Genomic DNA, 20,248 nt, shown 5'->3' with positions numbered 1-20,248 from the left:
GGTGGCGGAGTGGTTGATGCACGCCCCCCTCTCAAAAGCACTGGAATGGTCAGAAGCCGTACCAGGGGTCGGGGCGCTCGTTACATGTGACCGTGCGTCACCTCTGCTTCAAGGGCGGACGAGTCAAGATTGCGAGCACCGGTGCAGAAGAAGCGGCCTCGGAGCAAGGGCGGCAAGCAGAGCGGTTCCGGGGTGACGCCACCGGCACCTGCCGAGAGCGGAAGCACCCGGCGCACCGTGCGGGTGCGGAGCCGGCTGGTCGCCGGTGTCGCGGTGGTCGGCATCACGGTCATCGCCGCGGGCACCCCCGCGATCCTCGCCGCCTCCTCCGAACTGAACGAATCGCAGCGGCTGGTCACCCTCGCCGAGCTGAACCAGCAGGCCATCGCCCTCGCCCACGCCCTCGCGGACGAGCGCGACGAGGTCACCGCCCGGATCGCGGCAGGACGTGACGAGGCGTCCGGCGGCAAGGACGACTCCCGCGACCGCAGCGCCCGCGTCGACCAGCAGGTCGACGAGATCCGGGCCACGGCCCCGGCCGCCCTGCGCCGCGACCTCTCCACCATCCCGTCCCTGCGCCGCGACGCGCTCAGCGGCAAGGGCACGGCACTGGAGGCCCACCAGGCCTACGCCGAGGTCATCGCCAAGCTCCACGAACTCGCGGACGAGCTCGCCGAGAAGACCCCGCCGCGCGCGGTCGAGGCCACCCGCGCCCCGCTCGCCCTCGGCCAGGCCACCGAGCAGGCCTCCGCCACCCGCGGGCTGCTGATCGCCGCCCTCTCGGTGCCCCGCAAGGTCACGGTCCCGCAGCTCGACCCGGTGACCGGACTGCCGGTGCAGACCACGGACGGCGGCAGCGACAAGGACGACCGCACCCGCGACGAGCTGAGTGCCGCGGCCCAGCAGTCCCGGGTGCGTGAACTCGCCTCGCTCGCCGACTTCGACCAGGCCGCCGGCGCCACCGCCCGCGACAAGCTGTCCTCCACCGTCACCGGGCCCGAGGTCAACAGCGCGGAGAAGTACCTCAACAGCCTCACCGACCGCCCCGAGCTGTCGGACTCCGACCAGCGGACCAGCCGCAAGAAGGCCGAGGCGGCGCTCTCCGCCCGGATCGACCGGATGCGGAGCGTCGAATCCGCCCTCGGCACCGAACAGATCCAGCGCCTGGAGCAGTTGCGCGACGACGACGTCACCGCGCTCGAACTGCGCATCGCCCTGCTCGGCGGCTGCCTGCTGATCGCCGTCGGTGTCTCCACCGCGGTGGCCCGCACCCTCACCCAGCCGCTCGCCGTGCTGCGGATCGGCGCCGCCCGCCTCGCCACCGAGCCCGACACCGCCGAACCGGTCCGCTACACCGGCCGCAACGACGAGTTCGCCCAGGTCGTACGGTCCCTCAACAGCCTGCACGGTCGGCTCCAGGGACTCCTGACCGAGTTCAACGGCCGCTACGAGAGCCTCCGGGCCGAGCACGGCGAGCTGATCGCCGGGCGCGAGACCCTCACTCTCCAGCGTGCCGAGCTCCAGGTCGTGGCGTCCGACCTCACCGCCCAGCTGGAGCGGCTGAAGAACACGGTCCACCACACCTTCGTCAACCTCTCGCTGCGCACCCTCGGCCTCGTCGAGCGCCAGCTCGGGGTCATCGAGAGCCTGGAGGAGCGCGAGCACGACCCGGAGCGGCTCGCCACCCTCTTCAAGCTCGACCACATGGCCACCGTCATGCGCAGGCACAGCGAGAACATGCTGGTCCTCGCGGGCGCCGAGCACAGCCACGGGCACGCGGGACCGATCCCGCTGGTCGATGTGTTGCGCGCGGCCGTTTCGGAGATCGAGCGGTACGAGCGGGTCACCATCCAGTCCCTGCCGCCGCACGCCCAGATCGCCGGCTTCGCCGCCGACGACCTCAGCCACCTGGTCGCCGAGCTCCTGGAGAACGCCACCTCCTTCTCGCCGCCCGACTCCAGCGTCCAGCTCTCCGGCTGGCTGCTGGAGAGCGGCGAGGTCATGCTCTCCGTCCAGGACGAGGGCATCGGGATGTCGACCGTACGGATGGGCGAGCTCAACACCCGGCTCGCCGACCCCACGCTCTTCGAGGCCGGGGAGCAGAGTGCGGACGGGGCCGGCCTGGGCCTCCAGGTCACCTCCCTGCTGGCCGCGCGCCACGGCGTCCGGGTCCAGCTGCGCGAGCACAAGGGCAGCGGGATCACCGCGGTCGTCGTACTGCCCCGGACCCTGCTGCCGAAGGCGCCTCCGGCCGCCACCCCGCCGCCGGTGAAGATCCCCGGGGACGCCCCCGCGCTGAACCTGCCGGGATCGGTCGCCGAGGCCAACTCCAACGCGCTGCCGAGCCGTACCCTCGCGATGCCCGACGACCCGCTGATCGCCGCCGCCGAGCAGACGATCCGCGAGGCGGAGGCGGAGCCGGCCCCCGCCGTTCCCGAGCCCGCCGCGGTCCCCGCCCCCGCCGCTCCCGAGCCCGCCGCGGTTCCCGTCCCCGAGCCGGCTGCCGCCCCCGAGCCCGCCCCGGCCGAGGCGAAGGCCCCGGCCGAGACGGAGGCCGAGGTCACGATGCAGGTCCGGCTCCCGGTGGTGCCGGAGTTCGCGGACGCCCCCGGGACCGAGGCCCCCGGCCCGTACGCCATCGGCCCCGACCGCCACGAGCGCACCGCGGACGAGGCCCCGGAGCCGCACCCCGCCGCCCCGGCCGCCACCCCCGTGGCCGACGCCCTGCCCGGCCCCCGGCAGCCGGAACAGCAGTCCCGGCCCCCGCAGCCCGCCGAACGCGTCACCGACAAGGGGCTGCCCAAGCGCACCCCCAAGGTGGTCAAGCCCGCCACGGCACCCACCGCCGAGCGCAAGGGCAGCCTGGACAAGGACGCCCTGCGCCGTCGGCTCGGCGGCTTCCACCAGGGCGCGAAGGACGGCCGCCGGGACGTCGAGGCAGAGATCGCCGAGAGCACGGCCACCCGGACGCTCCCGGGATCCACCGCACCCGGCGGACGCCCCGTACCGACCGAACACAGTGAGGTGGCCGGCCTCGATGGCGGCCGGACCGACCGGACCGACGAGACGGGGGACACAGTCGAGGAGGCACGCAGTTGACTGCGCCCAGCACATTCGGGCTGAGTAACGAGGCCCGTAACCTTCACTGGTTGCTGAGCAATCTCGTGGAGGAGGTGCCAGGGGTCCACTCGGTCACCGTCGTCTCGTCCGACGGACTGATGCTGCTCTCCTCCGACCCCGGCCATCTGATCGCCCGGACGGGCGACCAGGGCGGCCCCAGGGGCTCCAGCGCCGACCTGGCGACCATCGTCTCCGGCATCGGCAGCCTCACCATCGGCGCCGCCAAGCTGATGGACGGCGGTGGCGTCAAGCAGACGATGGTCGCCATGGACGAAGGCAGTGTCTTCGTCATGTCGATCAGCGACGGCTCGCTGCTCGGCGTGCACGCCACCCCGGACTGCGACATGAGCGTCATCGCCTACCACATGGCGCTCTTCGTCGGCCGGGCCGGACACGTACTCACCCCCGAACTCCGCAGTGAACTGCGCAAATCGATGGAGAGCACCCAGTGAAGCCCGCTGCTGAATCCGCCCGCAGGCTCCCCGTCCGCGGGGCCGACCGAAGGCCCGCACGGGTCCGTCCGTACTCGCTCACCGGCGGACGCACCCGCTTCGGCCACGTCCTGCTCGTCGAGACGTTCGTCGCCGCGCTCGAAGCGCCCGAGGAACGCCGCGAGCTGACCAACGGCAACCTGGCCGGCCGTATCATGCCGGAGCTCCAGGCCATCGTCGAAATCTGCCGCCGGATGCGTACCGTCGCGGAGATCTCGGCCCTGTTGAAGATGCCGCTCGGCGTGGTCCGGGTGCTGCTCAGCGACTTGGCCGACCAAGGAAAGATCCGCGTGTACGGGACCGGTCACGGCACCGGCCAGCCCGACCGCGCACTGCTCGAAAGGGTGCTCAATGGACTCCGCCGTCTCTGAGTCGCCGCTCTTCGCCCCGCGTCAGCCGGGCGCCAAGGACCAGGCCGAGGAATCGCTCCAGGCCTGGCAGCTGGACCACACCCGGGCCCCGATCGCCACGAAGATCGTGGTCGCCGGCGGGTTCGGCGTGGGCAAGACGACCTTCGTGGGTTCGGTCTCCGAGATCACCCCGCTGAAGACCGAAGCGATGATGACCCAGGCCAGCGAGGAGACCGACGACCTCTCCGCGACGCCCGACAAGGTCACCACGACCGTCGCGATGGACTTCGGCCGGCTCACGCTCGACGACGACCTCGTGCTGTACGTATTCGGCACACCGGGCCAGCAGCGTTTCTGGTTCATGTGGGACGACCTGGTGCGCGGCGCGATCGGCGCCGTGGTGATGGCCGACACCCGCCGGCTCGCCGACTGCTTCCCCGCACTCGACTACTTCGAGAGCTGCGGGCTGCCGTACATCGTGGCCGTCAACCACTTCGAGGGAACGCCCGGATTCGAGGCCGATGACGTGCGGGAGGCCCTGACCGTCCTCCCGCACGTGCCTGTTGTGATCATGGACGCGCGTAACCGGATCACCGTCGTCGAGTCGCTGCTGGCCCTGGTGGGCCACGCGCTCGACGCAACCCCGGCCTAGGCCTACCCCGCACCAGCAACACACAACGGAGAAACCGCGATGCGGAAGATACTCATAGTCGGAGCCGGCCAGTCCGGGCTCCAGCTGGCTCTCGGGCTGCAGTCCCGCGGGTACGAAGTCACCCTGATGTCCAACCGCACCGCCGACGAGGTCCGCTCCGGCAGGGTCATGTCGACGCAGTGCATGTTCCACACCGCGCTCCAGCACGAGCGTGACTACCAGCTCAACTTCTGGGAGTCCCAGGCCCCGCGCATCGAGGGCCTCGGCGTCTCCGTCGCGGCGCCGGACTCCTCGCGCGCCGTCGACTGGGTCGGCAAGCTGAACGGCTTCGCCCAGTCCGTCGACCAGCGCGTGAAGATGGCCGGCTGGATGGAGACGTTCGCCCAGCGTGGCGGGCAGCTCGTCATCCACGGCGCGGCCGTCTCCGATCTGGACTACTTCTCCCGCACCTACGACCTGGTGATGGTCTCCGCGGGCAAGGGCGAGCTGGTCTCCATGTTCGGCCGGGACGCCTCCCGTTCGCCGTTCGACGCCCCGCAGCGTGCCCTGGCCGTCGCGTACGTCCACGGCATGGGCCCGCGCCCGGAGCACCCCGACTTCGACGCGGTCCGCTGCAATCTGGTCCCCGGCGTCGGCGAGCTCTTCGTGATGCCGACCCTGACCACGTCCGGCCGCGCCGACATCCTGTTCTGGGAGGGCGTCCCGGGCGGCCCGCTCGACGTCTTCCAGGGCATCAAGGACCCCTCCGAGCACCTGGCGAAGACGCTGGAGCTCATGGAGCGGTTCACGCCGTGGGAGTACGCCCGCGCCACCAAGGTCGAACTGACCGACGCCAACGGCACCCTGGCGGGCCGCTACGCCCCGACCGTCCGCAAGCCGATCGGCCGGCTGCCCAGCGGTGGTCTGGTGCTCGGCGTCGCGGATGTCGTCGTCGCCAACGACCCGATCACCGGCCAGGGCTCCAACTCGGCCTCCAAGTGCGCCAATGCGTACCTGGACTCGATCATCGAGCACGGTGACCGGGAGTTCGACGCGGAGTGGATGCAGGCCACGTTCGACCGCTACTGGGACACCGCGCAGCACGTCGTGAAGTGGACCAACGCGATGCTCGGCGTACCGCCGGAGCACGTGCTGAACCTGATCGGCGCCGCCGGCCAGCTCCAGCCGGTCGCCGACCGCTTCGCCAACGGCTTCAACGACCCGGCCGACTTCGACAACTTCTTCTTCGAACCGGAGAAGACCAACGCGTACCTCGCCGAGGTGTCGGGCGCCGCGTAGGCGCCTGATCACCGAGGCGGGGCCGGGACCGGTCGGGCGACCGACGGACCCGGCCCCGCCGGTGTTCCGTGCCCCGCCGGTCACTTCCCGGAGGCGGCGGGGGCCGATGACGAGCTGTACCCCGCGTCCGAGCCCGAGGAGGCCCCCTGCGGGAGCCCCGGCGGCTTGTACGCGGACAGCGGCACGTTCCGCGGGTCGGGCCGTACGGCGCCGAGCAGCGGATTCGACGCCAGCGGCGAGACCTTCACCCGCGAGCCCGGCCGGGGCGCCTGCACCACCAGGCCGTTGCCGAGGTACAGCGCCACATGGGTGGCCTTCGGGAAGTAGATCACCAGGTCACCGGGGCGCAGCGCGTTCACCGGGACCTTCCGCAGCTGACGCCACTGCTCCTGCGAGGTCCGTGGAATGACCAGGCCGGCCTTGGCCCAGGCCTGCGAGGTGAGCCCCGAGCAGTCGAACGAGTCCGGCCCCTCCGCGCCCCACACGTACGGCTTACCGACCTGTTCGACGGCGTACCGCACCGCCTTCCCGCCGGCTTCGGACGGCGGTCGTGTCGAGGACAGGGCCCCGGAGGAGGCCAGGGCGCCCTGTGCCTTCTGCACGTCCCGCTGTTCGAGCCGGGACAGCTCGGTGAGCTGCGGGCCGGAGAGCGTGGCCAGCATCGACTCGACGGCCTTCAGCCGCTTCCGGACCTTGTCCCGCTGCTTCTTCTGCTTCGCGGCCAGGACCTGCTGCCGGTCGAGCACCTTGCGGGACTCGGTGGCCAGCTCGTCGGCGCGCTTCTCGGCACCGGTGAGCCGCTTCACGGTCGCCGCCCGCCCGGCCGCCGCACGCCGGATCACATGCTCCTGGTCCAGGAGGTGTTCGGGGTCCCGGGACAGCAGCAGCCGCAGGTACGTGGAGAAGTCGGACCGCCCCTGGTACTGCTCCCGGGCCAGCCGCCCGGCCTCGTCGCGGCTGTCGGCCAGTGCGGTCCGGGCGGCGACGAGCTGGATGTCGAGCTTCTTCGCCTGCGCCTTACGCTTCTTCAGCTCCGCGGCGGTCCCGTTGTACGTCTCGGTGGCCTCCTCGGCCTGCTGGTACAGCTGCCGCAGCTCGGACAGGAGCTGGGCGACGCTCCTGTTCGCACCCGCGGGCGCGGCGGGAGCCTTCGCCGTGCCGCCCGCGTCGGGGTCCGGGGCCACGGGTGCGGCGGCCGCCTGCGAGGTCACGACGAGCGTGGCCAGGGCTGCGGCGCAGACCGTACGCAAGACTCCGCCTGACACGACATCACCTCCGATGACGGGGCGACCATGGGACTACCCCACGAGTGAGCGCAACGGGACAATACGGTCACTCGGTGTCGGGAGATGCAAGAACCGTGCGGCGCGGCGGCGGACGGGTTCGCCCGGAAGGCCGTGGGGTACTCCGGTCGGGTCCGGGCGCAAAACACGGCAGGGCCACCGGGACCTCTGAGGCCTTGCGCCCGTGTCGGCCCGAGTGTCCGAGAGGTCGAGCCCCATGACTCGATTCGTTCGGTGGCGCGAGCCTTTCGGCCGTCCCCGATCGGAGTAACCCGCCGCCCCTGGTGCGCCGCAGCTACAACTGCGACCGGGGCGACGGCGACAGCGGGCTGATCTTCTCCTGCTTCCAGCGGGACCTGGCCAAGAGGTTCGAGGCCGCGCAGAGACGTCTGGAGGGTGAGGCCATGGCCAAGTACATCCTCACCACCGGTGGCGGTACTTCTTCATGCCGCCACCCGGGGACGCCTGGATCGACGCGCTGTTCGGTCAGTCGACCGGGAACGCGTAGAAGATCCGGTCGCGTTGCACGACGGCCGTCCGGCCGGCCGCCAGTACCCGGTACGGGGCGGTGACCGTGGGGCCCTTCGGGTCCTGGGTGCCGATGTCCTGGAACTTCCACAGCCGCCGGCCGTCCTCGGCCGCGAACGCGGTGACCTGGGAGCCGTCCGCGGCCAGCAGTGTCCCGCCGGTCGTGCTGAGGGTGACGGCGGGGGCGGCGGTGCCGATCGCGGCCTCCGTGGAGCGCCGCCAGCGCAGTCGGCCGGTCTCCCGCTCGACCGCGCCCACCTCTTGGTTGCGGTTGGTGGTGTGGAGTACGGCTCCGGTGGCGACGGGGGTGCCGTACGGGGTGCCGCCGGTGCCGTTCAGCGTCCACTTCGGCTTGCCGGACGAGGTCTCGAACGCCTGGAGGTCGTCGCCCGCCGCCGCGTACAGCAGGCCCCGCTCGTCGCCCATGGCCGCCGCGTCCGGAGCGACCGTGCCGAACTGCTTGCTCCACAGCGCCTTACCGGTCTTGCGGTCGAAGCTCCGGAACACTGCCTTGCCCTTGGCGGCCCTGACGTCGCCGGGGGCGAGGGTGGCCGGGCTCTGACGTACCACCAGGTCGTTCCGGCCGACCGCGATCAGCCGGTGGGCGGGGGTGCCGCCGCGTCCGGCGGGTACCGGGGCCCGCCACAGCTGCTCGCGCCGCACGATGTCGTACGCGAAGAGGTAGGCCCTGACCACCTGCTTGTCCTTCCCGCGCTTCTTGCCCTTCTTCGGCGGCGGGGCCTTGACGGTGACCGTTTCGGAGCCGGTGAACCAGATCACCGGCCCGGACGCGCCGACGAACGCCGGCGCCGAGAGCTTGGGCATCCCGGGGGACAGGGCCGCGTGTTCCACCCGGTGCACCGTCTTCCCGTCCTTCGGCGACAGCCAGAGGAAGCCGGACGGGGCGGCGACGAAACAGAGGTCCTTCCCGGCGGGGAGGGCGGCGGCCCCCTCGGCGGCGTCCGCGCTGTCCCAGGCCCGGCGTCCGGTGCGCAGATCGACGGCGGTCGCGCCGTTCTTGCCGGTCAGCACCAGTAGCCGGTCGTTCCAGACGGAGGCGGTGAGCGGTGCGGGTTCCGCCGCCGGGTGCGTGTACACCCAGCGGGGCTGCGGCGGCAGTCCCGCGACGGTGGGACCGCTGCGGCTCGGCGTGGGCTTGGGGTCGTCGGTCGTCCCGTCGCCGCCGCCCAGGGCGAGGGCGCCGCCGCCGCCGACGACCAGCCCTGCGGCCCCGGCGGCGAGCCCGATGAGCAGGGTGCGACGGCCGGCAGCGGGGGAGGCGGTCCTGGTGGCGGAGAGGGCGGAGAGGGCGGGGCGCCCGGCGGGGACCGGCAGCGGGGCCGTCGGAACCATCGGCGGGGGCACGGCGGGCACCCCGCCGGGGCCGGCGGGTAGCGCCGTAGCGGGTCCGGTGGGTCCCGTGGGTCCGGCGGGTCCCGTGGGGAGGGCCGCCGCGGCGGCGCCGGCCGGGCGGCCGGTGAGCTCGGGCGGGACGGAGAGCTGGGTCGTCGGCCGGTCGGTCGTGGGGACCTGGCGCCCGAGGTTCCCGAACTGGGCGGTCCGCGTGTCCGGGATCGGGAGCGGCTCGACGGCCCCGGCCCCGGGGGCGGCTGTGTCGGCCGGTGAGCCGGGCGGGGTGTCAGCCGGTGCGACGGGCGGGGTGTCGGCCGGATCATAGGGCGGGGTGTCGGCCGGGCCGTCCGCCGGGCCGACGGCCGGGGTGTCGACGGGGCCTTCAGCTGTTCCGTCCGCCGGGCCGTCCACCAGCCCGCCCACCGGGCCTTCGGCGGGCCCGTCCACCGGCCGGCCCGCCGCGACCGTCTCCCGTGCCTGCGTGCCCTGCTCCGCCACCGCGGCCGCCAGCGCCTCCGGCAGCCAGCCGCCCTTCGCCAGGCCCGCCGCCCCCTCCAGGGCGAGTTCGGCCGCCACCGTCCCGGCGCTCGGCCGGTCGGCCGGGTCCTTCTCCAGACAGCGGGCGATCAGATCGCGCAACTCCTCCGGAACCGCGCCGAGTTCGGGTGCGGTGCGGGCGATCCGCTCGGCGCCCTCGGCGGCCGGGCCGTCGGCGAGCGGGGTCGTGCCGGTCGCCGCGTACGCCAGCAGCAGGCCCAGCACGAAGAGGTCGGAAGCCGGTCCGGGCTCCTCGCCCGCGACCTGTTCGGGGGTCAGATAGCCGAGCCGTACGGACAACTGCCCGCCGGGCCGGGCCTCCGCCGCGGCCGCGGCGCCCAGCGGGCCGAACGCGGTGAGCCGCGGCCCGTCCCCGGCCAGCAGCACCGTCCGGGGAGCCAGGCCCTGGAGCACGGCTCCGGTGGCGTGCACCCGGGAGAGGGTCTCGGCGATTCCCGCGCCCAGTATCCGCACGGCGCGCTCGGGAAGCGGCCCGGTGGCCTCGATCGCCTCGGCGAGCGTCAGCGCGGCCACGTACGGGCCCGCCGTCCACAGCAGGTCCTCGCCCGTGGCGTCGTCCGGGCCGCCCAGCTGCGGCTGGACCCAGCCGCCGGTCAGCCGGTCCGCGGTGCGGGCCTCCGCCTGGAACCGGCGCCGGAAGGCGGGCAGCGCGGCGAGTTCGGGGCGGGCGGCGGTGACCACCACCGCGTCCTCGGAGGCCGTGTCGCGCGCGAGGTACTGCACACTGCTCGCGGTCCCGCGCAATCTCGCCAGCACGGTGTACGGGCCGAAGCGGCGTGGATCGTCCTGACGCAGCGCCTCCATGGCGCACCCCCCTCGCTGACCGTGCCAGAGCACCGGAGCGTCGATCTTAGACCGACCGGCAATCGGGGTGCGGCGTCGCGGGGCCCTCAGCCCGGCTTCGACCAGGGCCACTTGGGGCTGTGACGCTCACGGCCGTCGGGGGCGTACTCGTACACCCAGCCGCGCGGCAGCCCCAGCCGCTTGGTGTGACCGGCCGACACCCTGCGGTACGCGTACACGGTGGCGGGACCGCCGTCGGCGGCCGGTACCGGGACCTCGTACCACTTGGGCGGATGGCCGGTCGGACCGACCAGGACGGGCAGTACCCGGCCGTCCAGGGGGCCGCCCCTGAAGGCGGTGTTCTCGCTTCGCACCGTCCCAGTCTGACCGATCAGTCCGCGGGCAGCAGATGGGCCGCCTCGCCGAGCACCGGCACCAGCCGCTCCGCCAGCCGTCCGGCCGGACCCGCGGGGCTCTCCAGCGGCAGCAGTGCCGCCACCGCCGACGCGGTCTCCGGATCCGTCGCCGCCGTGGCCGCCAGCAGCACCATCAGCTGGTCGACCAGCCAGTCGCGCAGCTCAGCCACGGCGGGCTGCTTCCCCTCGTCCAGCCAGATCAGCGACGCCGCCTCGACGGCCGCGATCCAGGTGCGCACCATCATCCGCAGCCTGGGGCCCGGCGCAGACCCGTCCCTGCCCAGGTGCAGCAGAATCTGCTCGGCCGCCGCCCGCCGTACCTCGTCGACGATCGCCGACGTGCGGGAGGTCTCGACGACGGAGCCACCGCGCAGCAGCGCGCTGAAACCGGTGTCGTGCTCGTCGACGAAGGCGAGGTAGCGGTCGAGCACCCGCGTCACCCGCTCGGTGGGCGGGCCCACGGGCGGCTCGCCGAAGCACAGGATCAGCTGTTCGGCGGCCGACCTCAGCGCCGCCTCGTACAACTGCTGCCGCCCGCCCGGGAAGTAGCGGTAGACGAGTGGGCGGGACACCCCGGCGACCGTCGCGACCTCGTCGAGCGAGACCTCGTCGGGCGCCCGGTGGGCGAAGAGGGTGAGGGCCGCGCCGAGGAGCTGGGCGCGGCGCTCCTCGACGCCGAGCCTTCGGTACGCGCGGGCCGGCGGCGCGGTGGCGGCAGCAGAGGTCATACGCCGAAGCCTAAGCCCGGCCGGCGATCCGGGGGCGGCGTCGCGGAGCGGGGCGGCCGGCTCAGGCCAGCAGACCCGAGCTCTTCCACAGCCTGCGTCCCATCCCGTTCAGCACCCCGATGTCGTCGAAGAAGTCCGTCAGCCGCTTCGCGCCCGACTGCATGACCTCCGCCCGGTGACCGCTCGCCTTCACCTGGGCGACCGCCTCGTGGCGGTCCAGGCCGACGTTCTCGTACACCCGGGGGTTGATGAAGCAGACGGAGAAGACGCGGGCCGCCTCACCGCAGCTCACCCGGGTCAGCTCGCGCTCCCAGCGCGGGGCGGTCACCATCTGGCGGCGCAGCTCCTCGCGGGCGTAGCGGACGTGCCGGGCCTCCTCGACCACATGGATGCGGGTCACGCCGCGCACCAGCGTCTGGACGCGCTCGTCCGGGAAGGTCAGCCGCTGCATCCAGTCGAGGATCTCCTCGCCGAGCAGGGTCGCGGCGAACGAACCGGGCGTGGTGGAGATGGTCTTCAGTACCCGCGCGAGGTTGTGATAGACGCGCGGCACCGGGTAGTCGGGAGAGCCGCCCCACTTGATCATGCGGCCGAACATCATCGAGTGCCGGCACTCGTCGGCGATCTCGGTGAGGGCGTAGCGGACGTGGTTGCTGGTCACCGGCCGGTCGTAGATGTGGCGGACCAGCAGCTGCATGAGGATGATCTCGAACCAGATGCCCAGCGAGGCGAGCGAGGCCGCCTCGTGCCGGGACAGCTCCATCCGCTGCTCCTCGGACATCTTCCGCCACAGCGGGGTGTCGTAGAGCGAGACCAGCTCGGGCGGCCAGAACCACTTGCCGTCCTCGACCGGCGCGTCCCAGTCGAGTTCCTTGTCCGGGTCGAAGGAGTGCTTGGCCGAGGAGTCGAGCAGCCGCTCGGCGATCTGTTCGCGGTCCCGGAGCGGGCCGAGTGCGTCGCGAAGCAGCTGGACGTCGCGTTCGCTCACTGTGGTCATGCTGGAGGCACCTCGCACATGGGTTACCGGCGGTCACCCCTTATGAGACTCCTCGTCAGCAGGGCCGTCAATCCCTTGCGCACGACTTGTTGACCCGGTGTCTACCAACGTGTGAACCTGCCAACTGACGCAACCGCCAAGGGAATTGCCGGAACACGCCAGGCGAAGGAGCCGTCCGTGTCGACACACGACCTCTACACCACCGCCCCCGAAGCGCCGTCGTGGCAGGTGCCCGCCTCCGGCGCCGCCCGCTTCAGCTGGGACTACGACGACGGCCGCGAACGCCTGCTCGCCCTCTACCAGAAGGGCAAGGACAAGCAGTGGGACGGCAACAAGCGCATCGACTGGTCCCTGGAGGTCGACCCCACCGACCCGCTCGGCACCCCCGACGAGGGCATCCCGCTGTACGGCACCCCGCACTGGGCGAAGATGACCGAGAAGGACCGGGGTGAGCTGCGCAAGCACTACACCTCCTGGCAGTTCAGCCAGTTCCTCCACGGCGAGCAGGGCGCCATGGTCTGCGCGGCCAGGATCGTGGAGTCCGTCCCAGACCTGGACGCGAAGTTCTACTCCGCGACCCAGACCATGGACGAGGCGCGGCACGCGGAGATATACGGCCGGTTCCTGCACGAGAAGGTCGGGATGCTCTACCCGATCAACGACAACCTCCAGGGGCTGCTCGGCGACACCCTGCGCGACTCCCGCTGGGACATGCCCTACCTCGGCATGCAGGTCCTCATCGAGGGGCTCGCGCTGGCCGCGTTCGGCATGATCCGCGACACCACGACCAGGCCGCTGCCCAAGCAGATCCTCGCGTACGTCATGCAGGACGAGGCCCGGCACGTCGCGTTCGGACGGATGGCGCTGCGCGACTACTACAAGCAGCTGAGCGACGCCGAACTGCGCGAGCGCGAGGAGTTCGTCATCGAGGGCTGCTACCTGATGCGGGACCGGCTCAGCGGCGTCGAGGTGCTGGAGAACTTCGGCATCGCCAAGCAGGAGGCCAAGGACCTCTCCGAGCACTCGGAGTTCCTGCAGCTCTTCCGCAAGCTGCTGTTCAGCCGGATAGTGCCGTGCGTCAAGGACATCGGCCTGTGGGGCGAGCGGCTCCAGAAGGCCTATCTCGACATGGGCGTCTTCGACCTCGGCGACTCCAATCTGGACCTGCTGATGACCCAGGACGAGGAGATAGCCGAACAGCTGGACCGGGACCGCTTCGCGGCGGAGGAGCAGGCCAGGGTCGCCGAGGTCGAGGAGGCGATAGCCCAGGGCGCACCTGGAGAATGACCTGGAGCGGCGCCCTCGCGGGGGCGAATCCCATGTACGCCATCGGCCCGTCGGGGGAGCACGGCGGGCATGACGACCTCGACCCCGCCCCTCGCCGCAGGCTCTGCGGCGAGCCCGTCGGAGCCTCGCAGAGCTGCCCCTGCGCCCCGAGCCGCCGCCTGTCCGCGCACGGGCCGGTCAGCCCTGTGCCGCCGACACCTCCTCCACCGCACCGGCCATACCGAGCAGCGGTACATCGGCCCCGCGCTCCGCGACCAGCTGGAGCCCGACCGGGCAGCCGTCCGCCGTGAACCCGGCGGGCAAACTGGCCGCCGGATGCCCACTCAGGTTGAACGCCCAGGTCAGCGCGGTCGAGTAGAGCTCACCCGGACCGTCGTGGCCGTGCGGGCGGTTGGGGGTGGCCGGCGTGAGCAGCAGCGGCGTACGGGCGAACAGGGCGTCCAGCACGGTGTCGTTCGCTCGCCTGATCTCCTCGGCGCGCGGGGACGGCGACCCGCCCCGGACCGACAACCACGCCTCGCACGGGTCGAGCAGCTCGCACCCACGGTCCACGAGCCGCACCACCCCGGCCGCCACCAGCCGCCCCACCGCACCCCGGACGACCGCCGCGACCTCCGGGTCGACCTCCGCGTACCCCAGATCCGGGCTGAAGACGGCCGGTACGGGGAGGACGGGCGGCACCGGCTCGTAGGCGTCCAGGACGCAGCGCAGGTACGTCGCGGCCCCGGCGGCCGACCGGGTCAGCACCCCGGCGGAGGCCAGCCCGGTGCGGTCGGGGGAGGGCAGCAGACCGTTCGTCGTCTTCAGGCCGAACACCCCGCACCACGCCGCCGGGATCCGTACCGACCCCGCCCCGTCGCTGCCGGTCGCCAGCCCCACGAGGCCGGCCGCGACCGCGACCGCCGAACCCGCCGAGGAGCCGCCGGGCGTGCGGTCGGGGCGCCAGGGGTTGACCGTACGGCCGTGCGCGCCCAGACCCCAGGTCTGCCACCGCGTGCCGGGGCCGGGCACCGACGTCGCACCGACCGGGACCGCGCCGGCCGCGATCAGCCGCCGGGCCGCGTACGACCGGATGCCGGTGCGCCCCTTGACCGCGAACGGCATCCCGGCCGCCGGGAGTCCACGGGCCCGCCCGGCGTCGGCGAGCGCCCGCTCGGGCCACACCTCGATGAACGCGGACAGGCGGGGGTCCTCCCGCGCGATGCGCTCCAGCACCCGGCCCACCCCGCCCACGTCTGCCACGCGGTCAGTCTCGCAGGGCCGCCTCCATGACGGAACGGGCGATCGGGGCCGCGCTGCCGCCGCCGCTGATGTCCGCCCGGTTCGCCGCCGCGTCCTCGACGACCACCGCGACCGCGACGGCCGGCTGCGCCGAACCGGGCGCCTGCGCCCAGGAGATGAACCAGGCATACGGACGGCCCGAGTTGTCGATGCCGTGCTGTGCGGTGCCGGTCTTGCCGCCGACCGTCACCCCGTCGATCGCGGCGTTGGACCCGGTGCCGTTCTCCACGACGTCCACCATCATCTCCCGCAGCTCCGTCGCCGTGCGCGGGTTCATCGCCCGGTGGTAGGTGCGCGAACCGTTCCGGTGGACGGTCGAACCGCCGCGGGTGGTCGTACGGTCGACCAGGTAGGGATATTTGAGATCGCCGCCGTTGGCCACGGCGGACGCCACCATCGCCATCTGGAGCGGGGTCGCCGTCGTGTCGAACTGCCCGATCGACGACAGCGCCAGCTGGTCCCGGGTCATGTCGGTGTCGAAGTTGCTCTTCGCCACCCCCGAGGGGATCCTCAGCCCGGTGTCGTTGAAGCCGAACTTCCGCACCGCGTCCACCATGGAGTCGAGCCCGACCCGCACCCCCAGATCCGCCATCACGGTGTTGCAGGAGACCCGGATCGCCTCGGCGAGCGAGGCCCCCTCGCAGCCCCGCGCCTCGTTGGGCAGTGTGGTCGAGGTACCCGGCAGCACATACGGGGACGGGGTGCCGGTGTCCGCGTACGGATCGGTGACGACCTCCGAGTCGAGCGCCGCCGCCGCGGTCACGATCTTGAAGGTGGAGCCCGGCGGATAGGTCTGCCGGATCGCCCGGTTGAGCATCGGCCGGCTCTTCGCCGCGTTCAGCCGCGCCCAGGCGTCGGTGACCGACGAGCCGGTGCCCGAGAGCTGCCCGGGATCGTACGAGGGGGTCGAGACCAGCGCCAGGAGCTTCCCGGTGGACGGTTCGACGGCGGCGACCGCGCCCCGCCGGCCGCCGAGCCCCTCGTACGCGGCGCGCTGCATCGAGTCCTTGACGGTCGTGACGACGTTGCCGCCGGGCTGCCGGCTGCGGGTGATCTCGTTCCACAGCGGGAACGGGGCGAGCATCGAGTCGGTGCCGGAGAGGACGGAGTCCTCGGCGTTCTCGATCAGGGTCGTGCCGTACGTCTGCGAGGCGTAGCCCGTCACCGGCGCGTACAGCGGACCGTTGACGTAGGTGCGCTCGTACTTGAGCTGTTCGCCGGTGTCCTTCGAACCGGTCACGGACCTGCCGCCGACCAGGATGCCGCCGCGCGGCTGGTCGTAACGGGCGATCGTGAGGCGGCGGTTGGCGGGATTGTTGTCCAGGCTGTCGGCGTCGAGGACCTGGATCCGGGCGGCGTTCAGCAGCAGCGCCACGAGCAGCAGCAGCAGGAGCCCGGCGGCCCGCCGGATGTAGCGGATCACCGCTCGTCCTGCGCGATCGGTGCGATGATCCCGGTCTCCGCCTGGCCGGGCTGGGGTCTGCGGGCCAGATCGCTGAGCCGGATCAGCAGTGCCACGATGATCCAGTTGGTGACGACGGACGAACCGCCCTGGGCGAGGAACGGCATCGCCATGCCGGTCAGCGGGATCAGCCCCATCACCCCGCCGGCGATCACGAAGACCTGGAGCGCCAGGATCGAGGCGAGACCGATCGAGAGCAACCGCCCGAAGGGGTCGCGCAGGGCGAGTCCGGCCCGGTAGCCGCGCGCCACCAGCAGCGCGTACAGCAGGAAGATCGCGGTCAGCCCGGTCAGCCCGAGCTCCTCGCCAGCGGTCGCCAGGATGAAGTCGGACTTGGCGGCGAAGCCGATGAGGATGGAGTGGCCGAGACCGAGGCCGGTGCCGAGCATCCCGCCCGCGGCGAACGCGAACAGCGACTGGGCCAGCTGGCCGGGGCCCTGGCCGGCGTCGATGGAGGCGAAGGGGTCGAGCCAGTCCTGGACCCGGCTGTGCACATGCGGTTCCAAGGAGCCGACCACGAACGCGCCGACCGCGGCGAGCAGCAGACCCACCGCGATCCACCCGGTCCGGCCGGTAGCCACGTACAGCATGATCACGAAGAGGCCGAAGAAGAGCAGCGAGGTGCCCAGGTCGCGTTCCAGGACCAGCACGCCGACGCTCAGCAGCCAGATCGCCACGATCGGGCCGAGCACCCGGCCGGTGGGGAGCTGGAGCTTCCAGATCCGGCGGCCGGTGTAGGCGAGCGCGTTGCGGTTCGCGGCGAGGTACGCGGCGAAGAAGACCGCGAGCAGGATCTTGGCGAACTCGCCCGGCTGGAAGGAGAATCCGCCGACCCGGATCCAGATCTTGGCGCCGTTCACCGCGGGGAAGAAGATCGGCACGATCATCAGGACCAGTGCGGTGGCGACCGAGAGGTACGCGTACCGCTGGAGCACCCGGTGGTCGCGCAGCAGCACGACCACCGCGATGAACAGCGCCACCCCGAGCGTGGACCAGATCAGCTGGGTGGGGGCCGCCTGGTCCTTCGGCGTCTCCAGGTCGAGCCGGTAGATCAGCACCAGGCCGAGCCCGTTGAGCAGTACGGCGATGGGCAGCAGCAGCGGATCGGCGTACGGGGCACGGAAGCGGACCGCGAGATGGGCGAGGAGGGCGAGCAGCCCCAGGCCCGCGCCGTAACCGGCCACATCGGGCGGGACCGCGTCGTTCCTGGCAAGGCCGACGGCGGCGTAGCCGTAGACGGAGATGAGGACGGCCCCGATGAGGAGCAGCAGCTCGACTCCGCGCCGCTTGGGCAGACGTAGATCGGGCGGGGGTGCGTCCGCCGTCGTTGCGGTCATGCCAGGCAACGTAGCAAGAGCAGGTGAATATTTCCCTTATGTCGTAGTAGGTATGTCCGAAGGTGCAGTGGTGAACGGCCGCCCCGTGTCCGGTGGCGACCGGCGCGCGTTCCGACGGGCCGTCATTCCTCGTGACGAGGTGCGGGCTCCGTGCCGGTCCCGGGCTCCGGCGCCCCGTCGTCCGGTCCGGTGTACTCGGGCAGTGTCACCCGGGCCACCGCCCCGCCGTCCGGGGCGTTGCGGAACTCCAGGACGGCGCCGATCACCGCGGCCTGCCCGGCGGCGATGGTCAGCCCGAGGCCGTGCCCCTTGCCGCCGGCCTCGGTACGGAACCGCTGCGGGCCGTCGGCGGGCAGATAGTCCGGAAAACCCGGGCCGTGGTCGCGTACGGTCACCACCGGTCCGTCGACCGTCAGCACCACCGGGGGCCGGCCGTGCCTGTGCGCATTGGTGATCAGGTTGCCCAGCACCCGTTCCAGGCGCCGCCGGTCGGTCACGACACGTACCGGTCCGGCCTTCCCCGGCCGCTCCTTCCGCGCCGCCCCGACCCGGACCGCGGTCGGCGTCCCGGAGTCGCGCACCACCCGCTCGACCAGTGGCACCAGTTCGTACACATCGAGATCGACCGCTTCCGTGCGGGCGTCGAGCCGGGAGATCTCCAGCAGATCCTCCGTCAGCGCCCGCATCGCCCGGACCCGGTCCCGCACCAGCTCGGACGGCCGCCCCGGCGGCAGCAGCTCGGCGGCGGCCGAGAGGCCGGTCAGCGGAGTGCGGAGCTCGTGTGCCACATCGGCGGTGAAACGCTGCTCGGCCTGGAGCTTGCGCTGGAGCGTGGACGCCATCGTGTCCAGTGCCCCGGCGACGATCGCGACCTCGTCCTGCGGGCGCGAGGGGTCCGCCGTACGCGGGTCGCGGACGCGGGCGTCGAGGTCCCCGGCGCTGATCCGGCCGGCCACCCGGGCCGTCTGGTGCAGCCGCCGGGTGACCCGGGTGACCGAGAAGGCACCGACCAGCAGGGTGGCGCCGATGGCCAGCAGGGAGGAGCCGACGATCGCCCCGTCGAGGCTGTCGATGGTGCGGGCGCTCTGGGTGTAGTCCACCTGCGTTGCCAGGGCACGGCCGTCCGCCGGGCCCGCCGCCCACATGGCCGGATGCCCGTCGTGCTCGCCGACGAGCGTGCCGCGTTCGCCGCTTCTCGCCAGGGCACGCAGGGCGGCGGGCAGCCCCGGCGCATCGATCCCGGAACCCGGCGGCAGCGCCTCGCCGGTCTCGTACGCGGCGGTGACGTCCGTCAGCCGGGACAGGGCCTTCTCGCGGGCCCGGCCGACGGTCTGGCGGGTCACCTCGGTGTGGACCAGCGCACCCAGCAGCGCGGCGAGCGCACAGCACATCACGGTGAGGAAGACGGCCGACTTCCAGGTGAGCGTCGCGGCCCAGGAAGGCACCCGGAGCCGACGCCGCCGCGTCCGCTGCCCGCCCGCGCCGGTCCGGCTCATCGGCGCTCCGCGGAGATACCGGCGGACGGTGTCGCGGTGGGGGCCGTGGGACCGGTGGGAACGGGACCGGTGGGCGCGACGGGCGCGGCGCTCGGCCCGGTGGTGGTGAGCCGGGGGCTCGGCGCCGGGGACGGGGGGATCCGCTGGATCTCGTCCTGGGTGGGCAGCATCGCCCGCTGCCGGGCGTCCCAGGACCAGGCGGTGCGGTACTCGTACCCGGTGATCGCCGACGGCGCCCGCATGATCAGATCCCGTCCGGCCAGCTCGACGCTGATCACCGCGTCCGAGGTGGACAGGATCCGGGTCAGCCCGCCCGCGTCCGGCATGTAGACCCGGACCGAGATCTGGTGGTCCGCCAGCCGGATGCCGAGCACCAGCTCGTCCCTGCCGTCGCCCGTCAGATCGCGGTAGTACGGCCGGAGCACGGGACAGGAGGCCGGTTTCGTCCGGCAGGCGTTGATCTTCCGTACGGTGTCGGCGGGCAGGTCGGCCGTGCCGCTGGACCGGTTGGGCCGGGCCCGCAGGCCGGCCCGTACCACCGCCACCGGATCCAGCCGGTGCACATCGCCGTCCGGCACCACGATGCCGGGGATGCGCGCGGTCTCGCCCTCGCCGTAGTCGTACGGCGCGGCGGAGGCGGGCGGCAGCTCGGGCCAGAGCCGGGCGGGTCCGACGGCTGTCGGGGTCGGCCCTGCGCTCCGCAGCCCGCCGCCGTTGCCGCAGCCGGTCAGCAACGCCATACCGGCGACGGCCCCGAGGGCCGCCGCCGTGCGGCACCGCAGCCGGCGACGCGGACGCATGACTGCCTCCCTTCCCGAGGTCCAGGTCTCAAGACCTTATTCGGAAGG

At 72.6% G+C, this 20,248-nt stretch carries 17 protein-coding genes; 7 read left to right on the top strand and 10 right to left on the bottom strand.

Annotation, left to right across the window (positions count from 1 at the left end; all coding sequences use genetic code 11):
- Positions 1-141: 141 nt before the first annotated feature.
- Genes OHA19_RS13410 through OHA19_RS13390 form a run of 5 tightly spaced genes read left to right on the top strand, consistent with a single transcriptional unit; the run spans position 142 to position 5,891 of the window.
- Positions 142-3,099 (top strand): nitrate- and nitrite sensing domain-containing protein, encoded by a 2,958-nt coding sequence (locus tag OHA19_RS13410; protein WP_405750335.1) that lies wholly within the window; start codon positions 142-144, stop codon positions 3,097-3,099.
- Positions 3,096-3,572 carry a roadblock/LC7 domain-containing protein gene (locus tag OHA19_RS13405; protein WP_405716569.1) on the top strand — a complete coding sequence of 159 codons (477 nt, stop codon included), beginning with the start codon at positions 3,096-3,098 and terminating at the stop codon, positions 3,570-3,572. Before OHA19_RS13410 ends, OHA19_RS13405 begins: the two co-directional genes overlap by 4 nt.
- Entirely contained in the window at positions 3,569-3,982 is a 414-nt protein-coding gene (locus OHA19_RS13400) for a DUF742 domain-containing protein (protein WP_266912215.1), read from the top strand. Before OHA19_RS13405 ends, OHA19_RS13400 begins: the two co-directional genes overlap by 4 nt.
- Entirely contained in the window at positions 3,963-4,613 is a 651-nt protein-coding gene (locus tag OHA19_RS13395; protein WP_405716570.1) for a GTP-binding protein, read from the top strand. The genes OHA19_RS13400 and OHA19_RS13395 overlap by 20 nt, the downstream gene beginning before the upstream one ends.
- Before the next feature lie 39 nt (positions 4,614-4,652).
- A complete protein-coding gene (locus tag OHA19_RS13390; RefSeq protein WP_405716571.1) occupies positions 4,653-5,891 on the top strand; it encodes a styrene monooxygenase/indole monooxygenase family protein in 1,239 nt (412 codons plus the stop codon).
- Positions 5,892-5,971: 80 nt separating this feature from the next.
- On the opposite strand, the gene OHA19_RS13385 is transcribed toward OHA19_RS13390, so the two are convergent.
- Positions 5,972-7,156, bottom strand: a complete 1,185-nt coding sequence (locus OHA19_RS13385) for an NlpC/P60 family protein (RefSeq protein WP_405716572.1) — start codon at positions 7,154-7,156, stop codon at positions 5,972-5,974.
- Between the two features lie 302 nt (positions 7,157-7,458).
- On the opposite strand from OHA19_RS13385, the gene OHA19_RS13380 reads away from it, so the two are divergent.
- Positions 7,459-7,746, top strand: a complete 288-nt coding sequence (locus OHA19_RS13380) for a hypothetical protein (protein WP_405716573.1) — start codon at positions 7,459-7,461, stop codon at positions 7,744-7,746.
- Here the strand turns inward: OHA19_RS13380 and OHA19_RS13375 are convergent.
- The 4 genes from OHA19_RS13375 to OHA19_RS13360 all read right to left on the bottom strand — a co-directional run bounded on the left by OHA19_RS13375 (position 7,661) and on the right by OHA19_RS13360 (position 12,537).
- Positions 7,661-10,417, bottom strand: coding sequence for a PQQ-binding-like beta-propeller repeat protein (locus OHA19_RS13375; protein WP_405750333.1), 2,757 nt, complete (start codon positions 10,415-10,417; stop codon positions 7,661-7,663). The two genes, OHA19_RS13380 and OHA19_RS13375, sit on opposite strands and share 86 nt — an antisense overlap.
- 86 nt (positions 10,418-10,503) lie before the next feature.
- A complete protein-coding gene (locus tag OHA19_RS13370) occupies positions 10,504-10,770 on the bottom strand; it encodes a hypothetical protein (RefSeq protein ID WP_405716575.1) in 267 nt (88 codons plus the stop codon).
- 17 nt (positions 10,771-10,787) lie between these two features.
- Positions 10,788-11,540: a TetR/AcrR family transcriptional regulator gene (locus OHA19_RS13365; RefSeq protein ID WP_405716576.1), complete on the bottom strand. Its 753-nt coding sequence runs from the start codon at positions 11,538-11,540 to the stop codon at positions 10,788-10,790.
- Positions 11,541-11,601: 61 nt separating this feature from the next.
- Positions 11,602-12,537 (bottom strand): diiron oxygenase, encoded by a 936-nt coding sequence (locus OHA19_RS13360; RefSeq protein ID WP_405716577.1) that lies wholly within the window; start codon positions 12,535-12,537, stop codon positions 11,602-11,604.
- A gap of 177 nt (positions 12,538-12,714) precedes the next feature.
- Between OHA19_RS13360 and OHA19_RS13355 the strand changes: the two genes are divergently transcribed.
- A complete protein-coding gene (locus OHA19_RS13355; protein ID WP_405716578.1) occupies positions 12,715-13,824 on the top strand; it encodes a ferritin-like domain-containing protein in 1,110 nt (369 codons plus the stop codon).
- A 177-nt stretch (positions 13,825-14,001) separates the two neighbouring features.
- On the opposite strand, the gene OHA19_RS13350 is transcribed toward OHA19_RS13355, so the two are convergent.
- The 5 genes from OHA19_RS13350 to OHA19_RS13330 all read right to left on the bottom strand — a co-directional run bounded on the left by OHA19_RS13350 (position 14,002) and on the right by OHA19_RS13330 (position 20,200).
- Entirely contained in the window at positions 14,002-15,066 is a 1,065-nt protein-coding gene (locus tag OHA19_RS13350; RefSeq protein ID WP_405716579.1) for an amidase family protein, read from the bottom strand.
- Between the two features lie 4 nt (positions 15,067-15,070).
- Positions 15,071-16,528, bottom strand: coding sequence for a penicillin-binding transpeptidase domain-containing protein (locus OHA19_RS13345; RefSeq protein WP_405716580.1), 1,458 nt, complete (start codon positions 16,526-16,528; stop codon positions 15,071-15,073).
- Positions 16,525-17,904, bottom strand: coding sequence for an FtsW/RodA/SpoVE family cell cycle protein (locus OHA19_RS13340; protein WP_405716581.1), 1,380 nt, complete (start codon positions 17,902-17,904; stop codon positions 16,525-16,527). Before OHA19_RS13340 ends, OHA19_RS13345 begins: the two co-directional genes overlap by 4 nt.
- 122 nt (positions 17,905-18,026) lie before the next feature.
- A complete protein-coding gene (locus OHA19_RS13335; RefSeq protein ID WP_405716582.1) occupies positions 18,027-19,400 on the bottom strand; it encodes an ATP-binding protein in 1,374 nt (457 codons plus the stop codon).
- Positions 19,397-20,200: a hypothetical protein gene (locus OHA19_RS13330; RefSeq protein WP_405716583.1), complete on the bottom strand. Its 804-nt coding sequence runs from the start codon at positions 20,198-20,200 to the stop codon at positions 19,397-19,399. Before OHA19_RS13330 ends, OHA19_RS13335 begins: the two co-directional genes overlap by 4 nt.
- Positions 20,201-20,248 lie beyond the last annotated feature (48 nt).

The organism is Streptomyces sp. NBC_00012, assembly GCF_045040875.1.
Lineage (GTDB): Bacteria > Actinomycetota > Actinomycetes > Streptomycetales > Streptomycetaceae > Streptomyces.
The sequence above is the reverse complement of the archived record's forward strand: the minus strand, read 5'-3'. Positions and strand labels throughout refer to the sequence as shown.

What these genes read in the sequence shown, in the direction of transcription:
- OHA19_RS13335 (WP_405716582.1), bottom strand. Translation starts at nt 19,400, where the DNA reads ATGAGCCGGACCGGCGCGGGCGGGCAGCGGACGCGGCGGCGTCGGCTC.
- OHA19_RS13375 (WP_405750333.1), bottom strand. Translation starts at nt 10,417, where the DNA reads ATGGAGGCGCTGCGTCAGGACGATCCACGCCGCTTCGGCCCGTACACC.
- OHA19_RS13340 (WP_405716581.1), bottom strand. Translation starts at nt 17,904, where the DNA reads ATGACCGCAACGACGGCGGACGCACCCCCGCCCGATCTACGTCTGCCC.
- OHA19_RS13330 (WP_405716583.1), bottom strand. Translation starts at nt 20,200, where the DNA reads ATGCGTCCGCGTCGCCGGCTGCGGTGCCGCACGGCGGCGGCCCTCGGG.
- OHA19_RS13365 (WP_405716576.1), bottom strand. Translation starts at nt 11,540, where the DNA reads ATGACCTCTGCTGCCGCCACCGCGCCGCCGGCCCGCGCGTACCGAAGG.
- OHA19_RS13360 (WP_405716577.1), bottom strand. Translation starts at nt 12,537, where the DNA reads ATGACCACAGTGAGCGAACGCGACGTCCAGCTGCTTCGCGACGCACTC.
- OHA19_RS13390 (WP_405716571.1), top strand. Translation starts at nt 4,653, where the DNA reads ATGCGGAAGATACTCATAGTCGGAGCCGGCCAGTCCGGGCTCCAGCTG.
- OHA19_RS13395 (WP_405716570.1), top strand. Translation starts at nt 3,963, where the DNA reads ATGGACTCCGCCGTCTCTGAGTCGCCGCTCTTCGCCCCGCGTCAGCCG.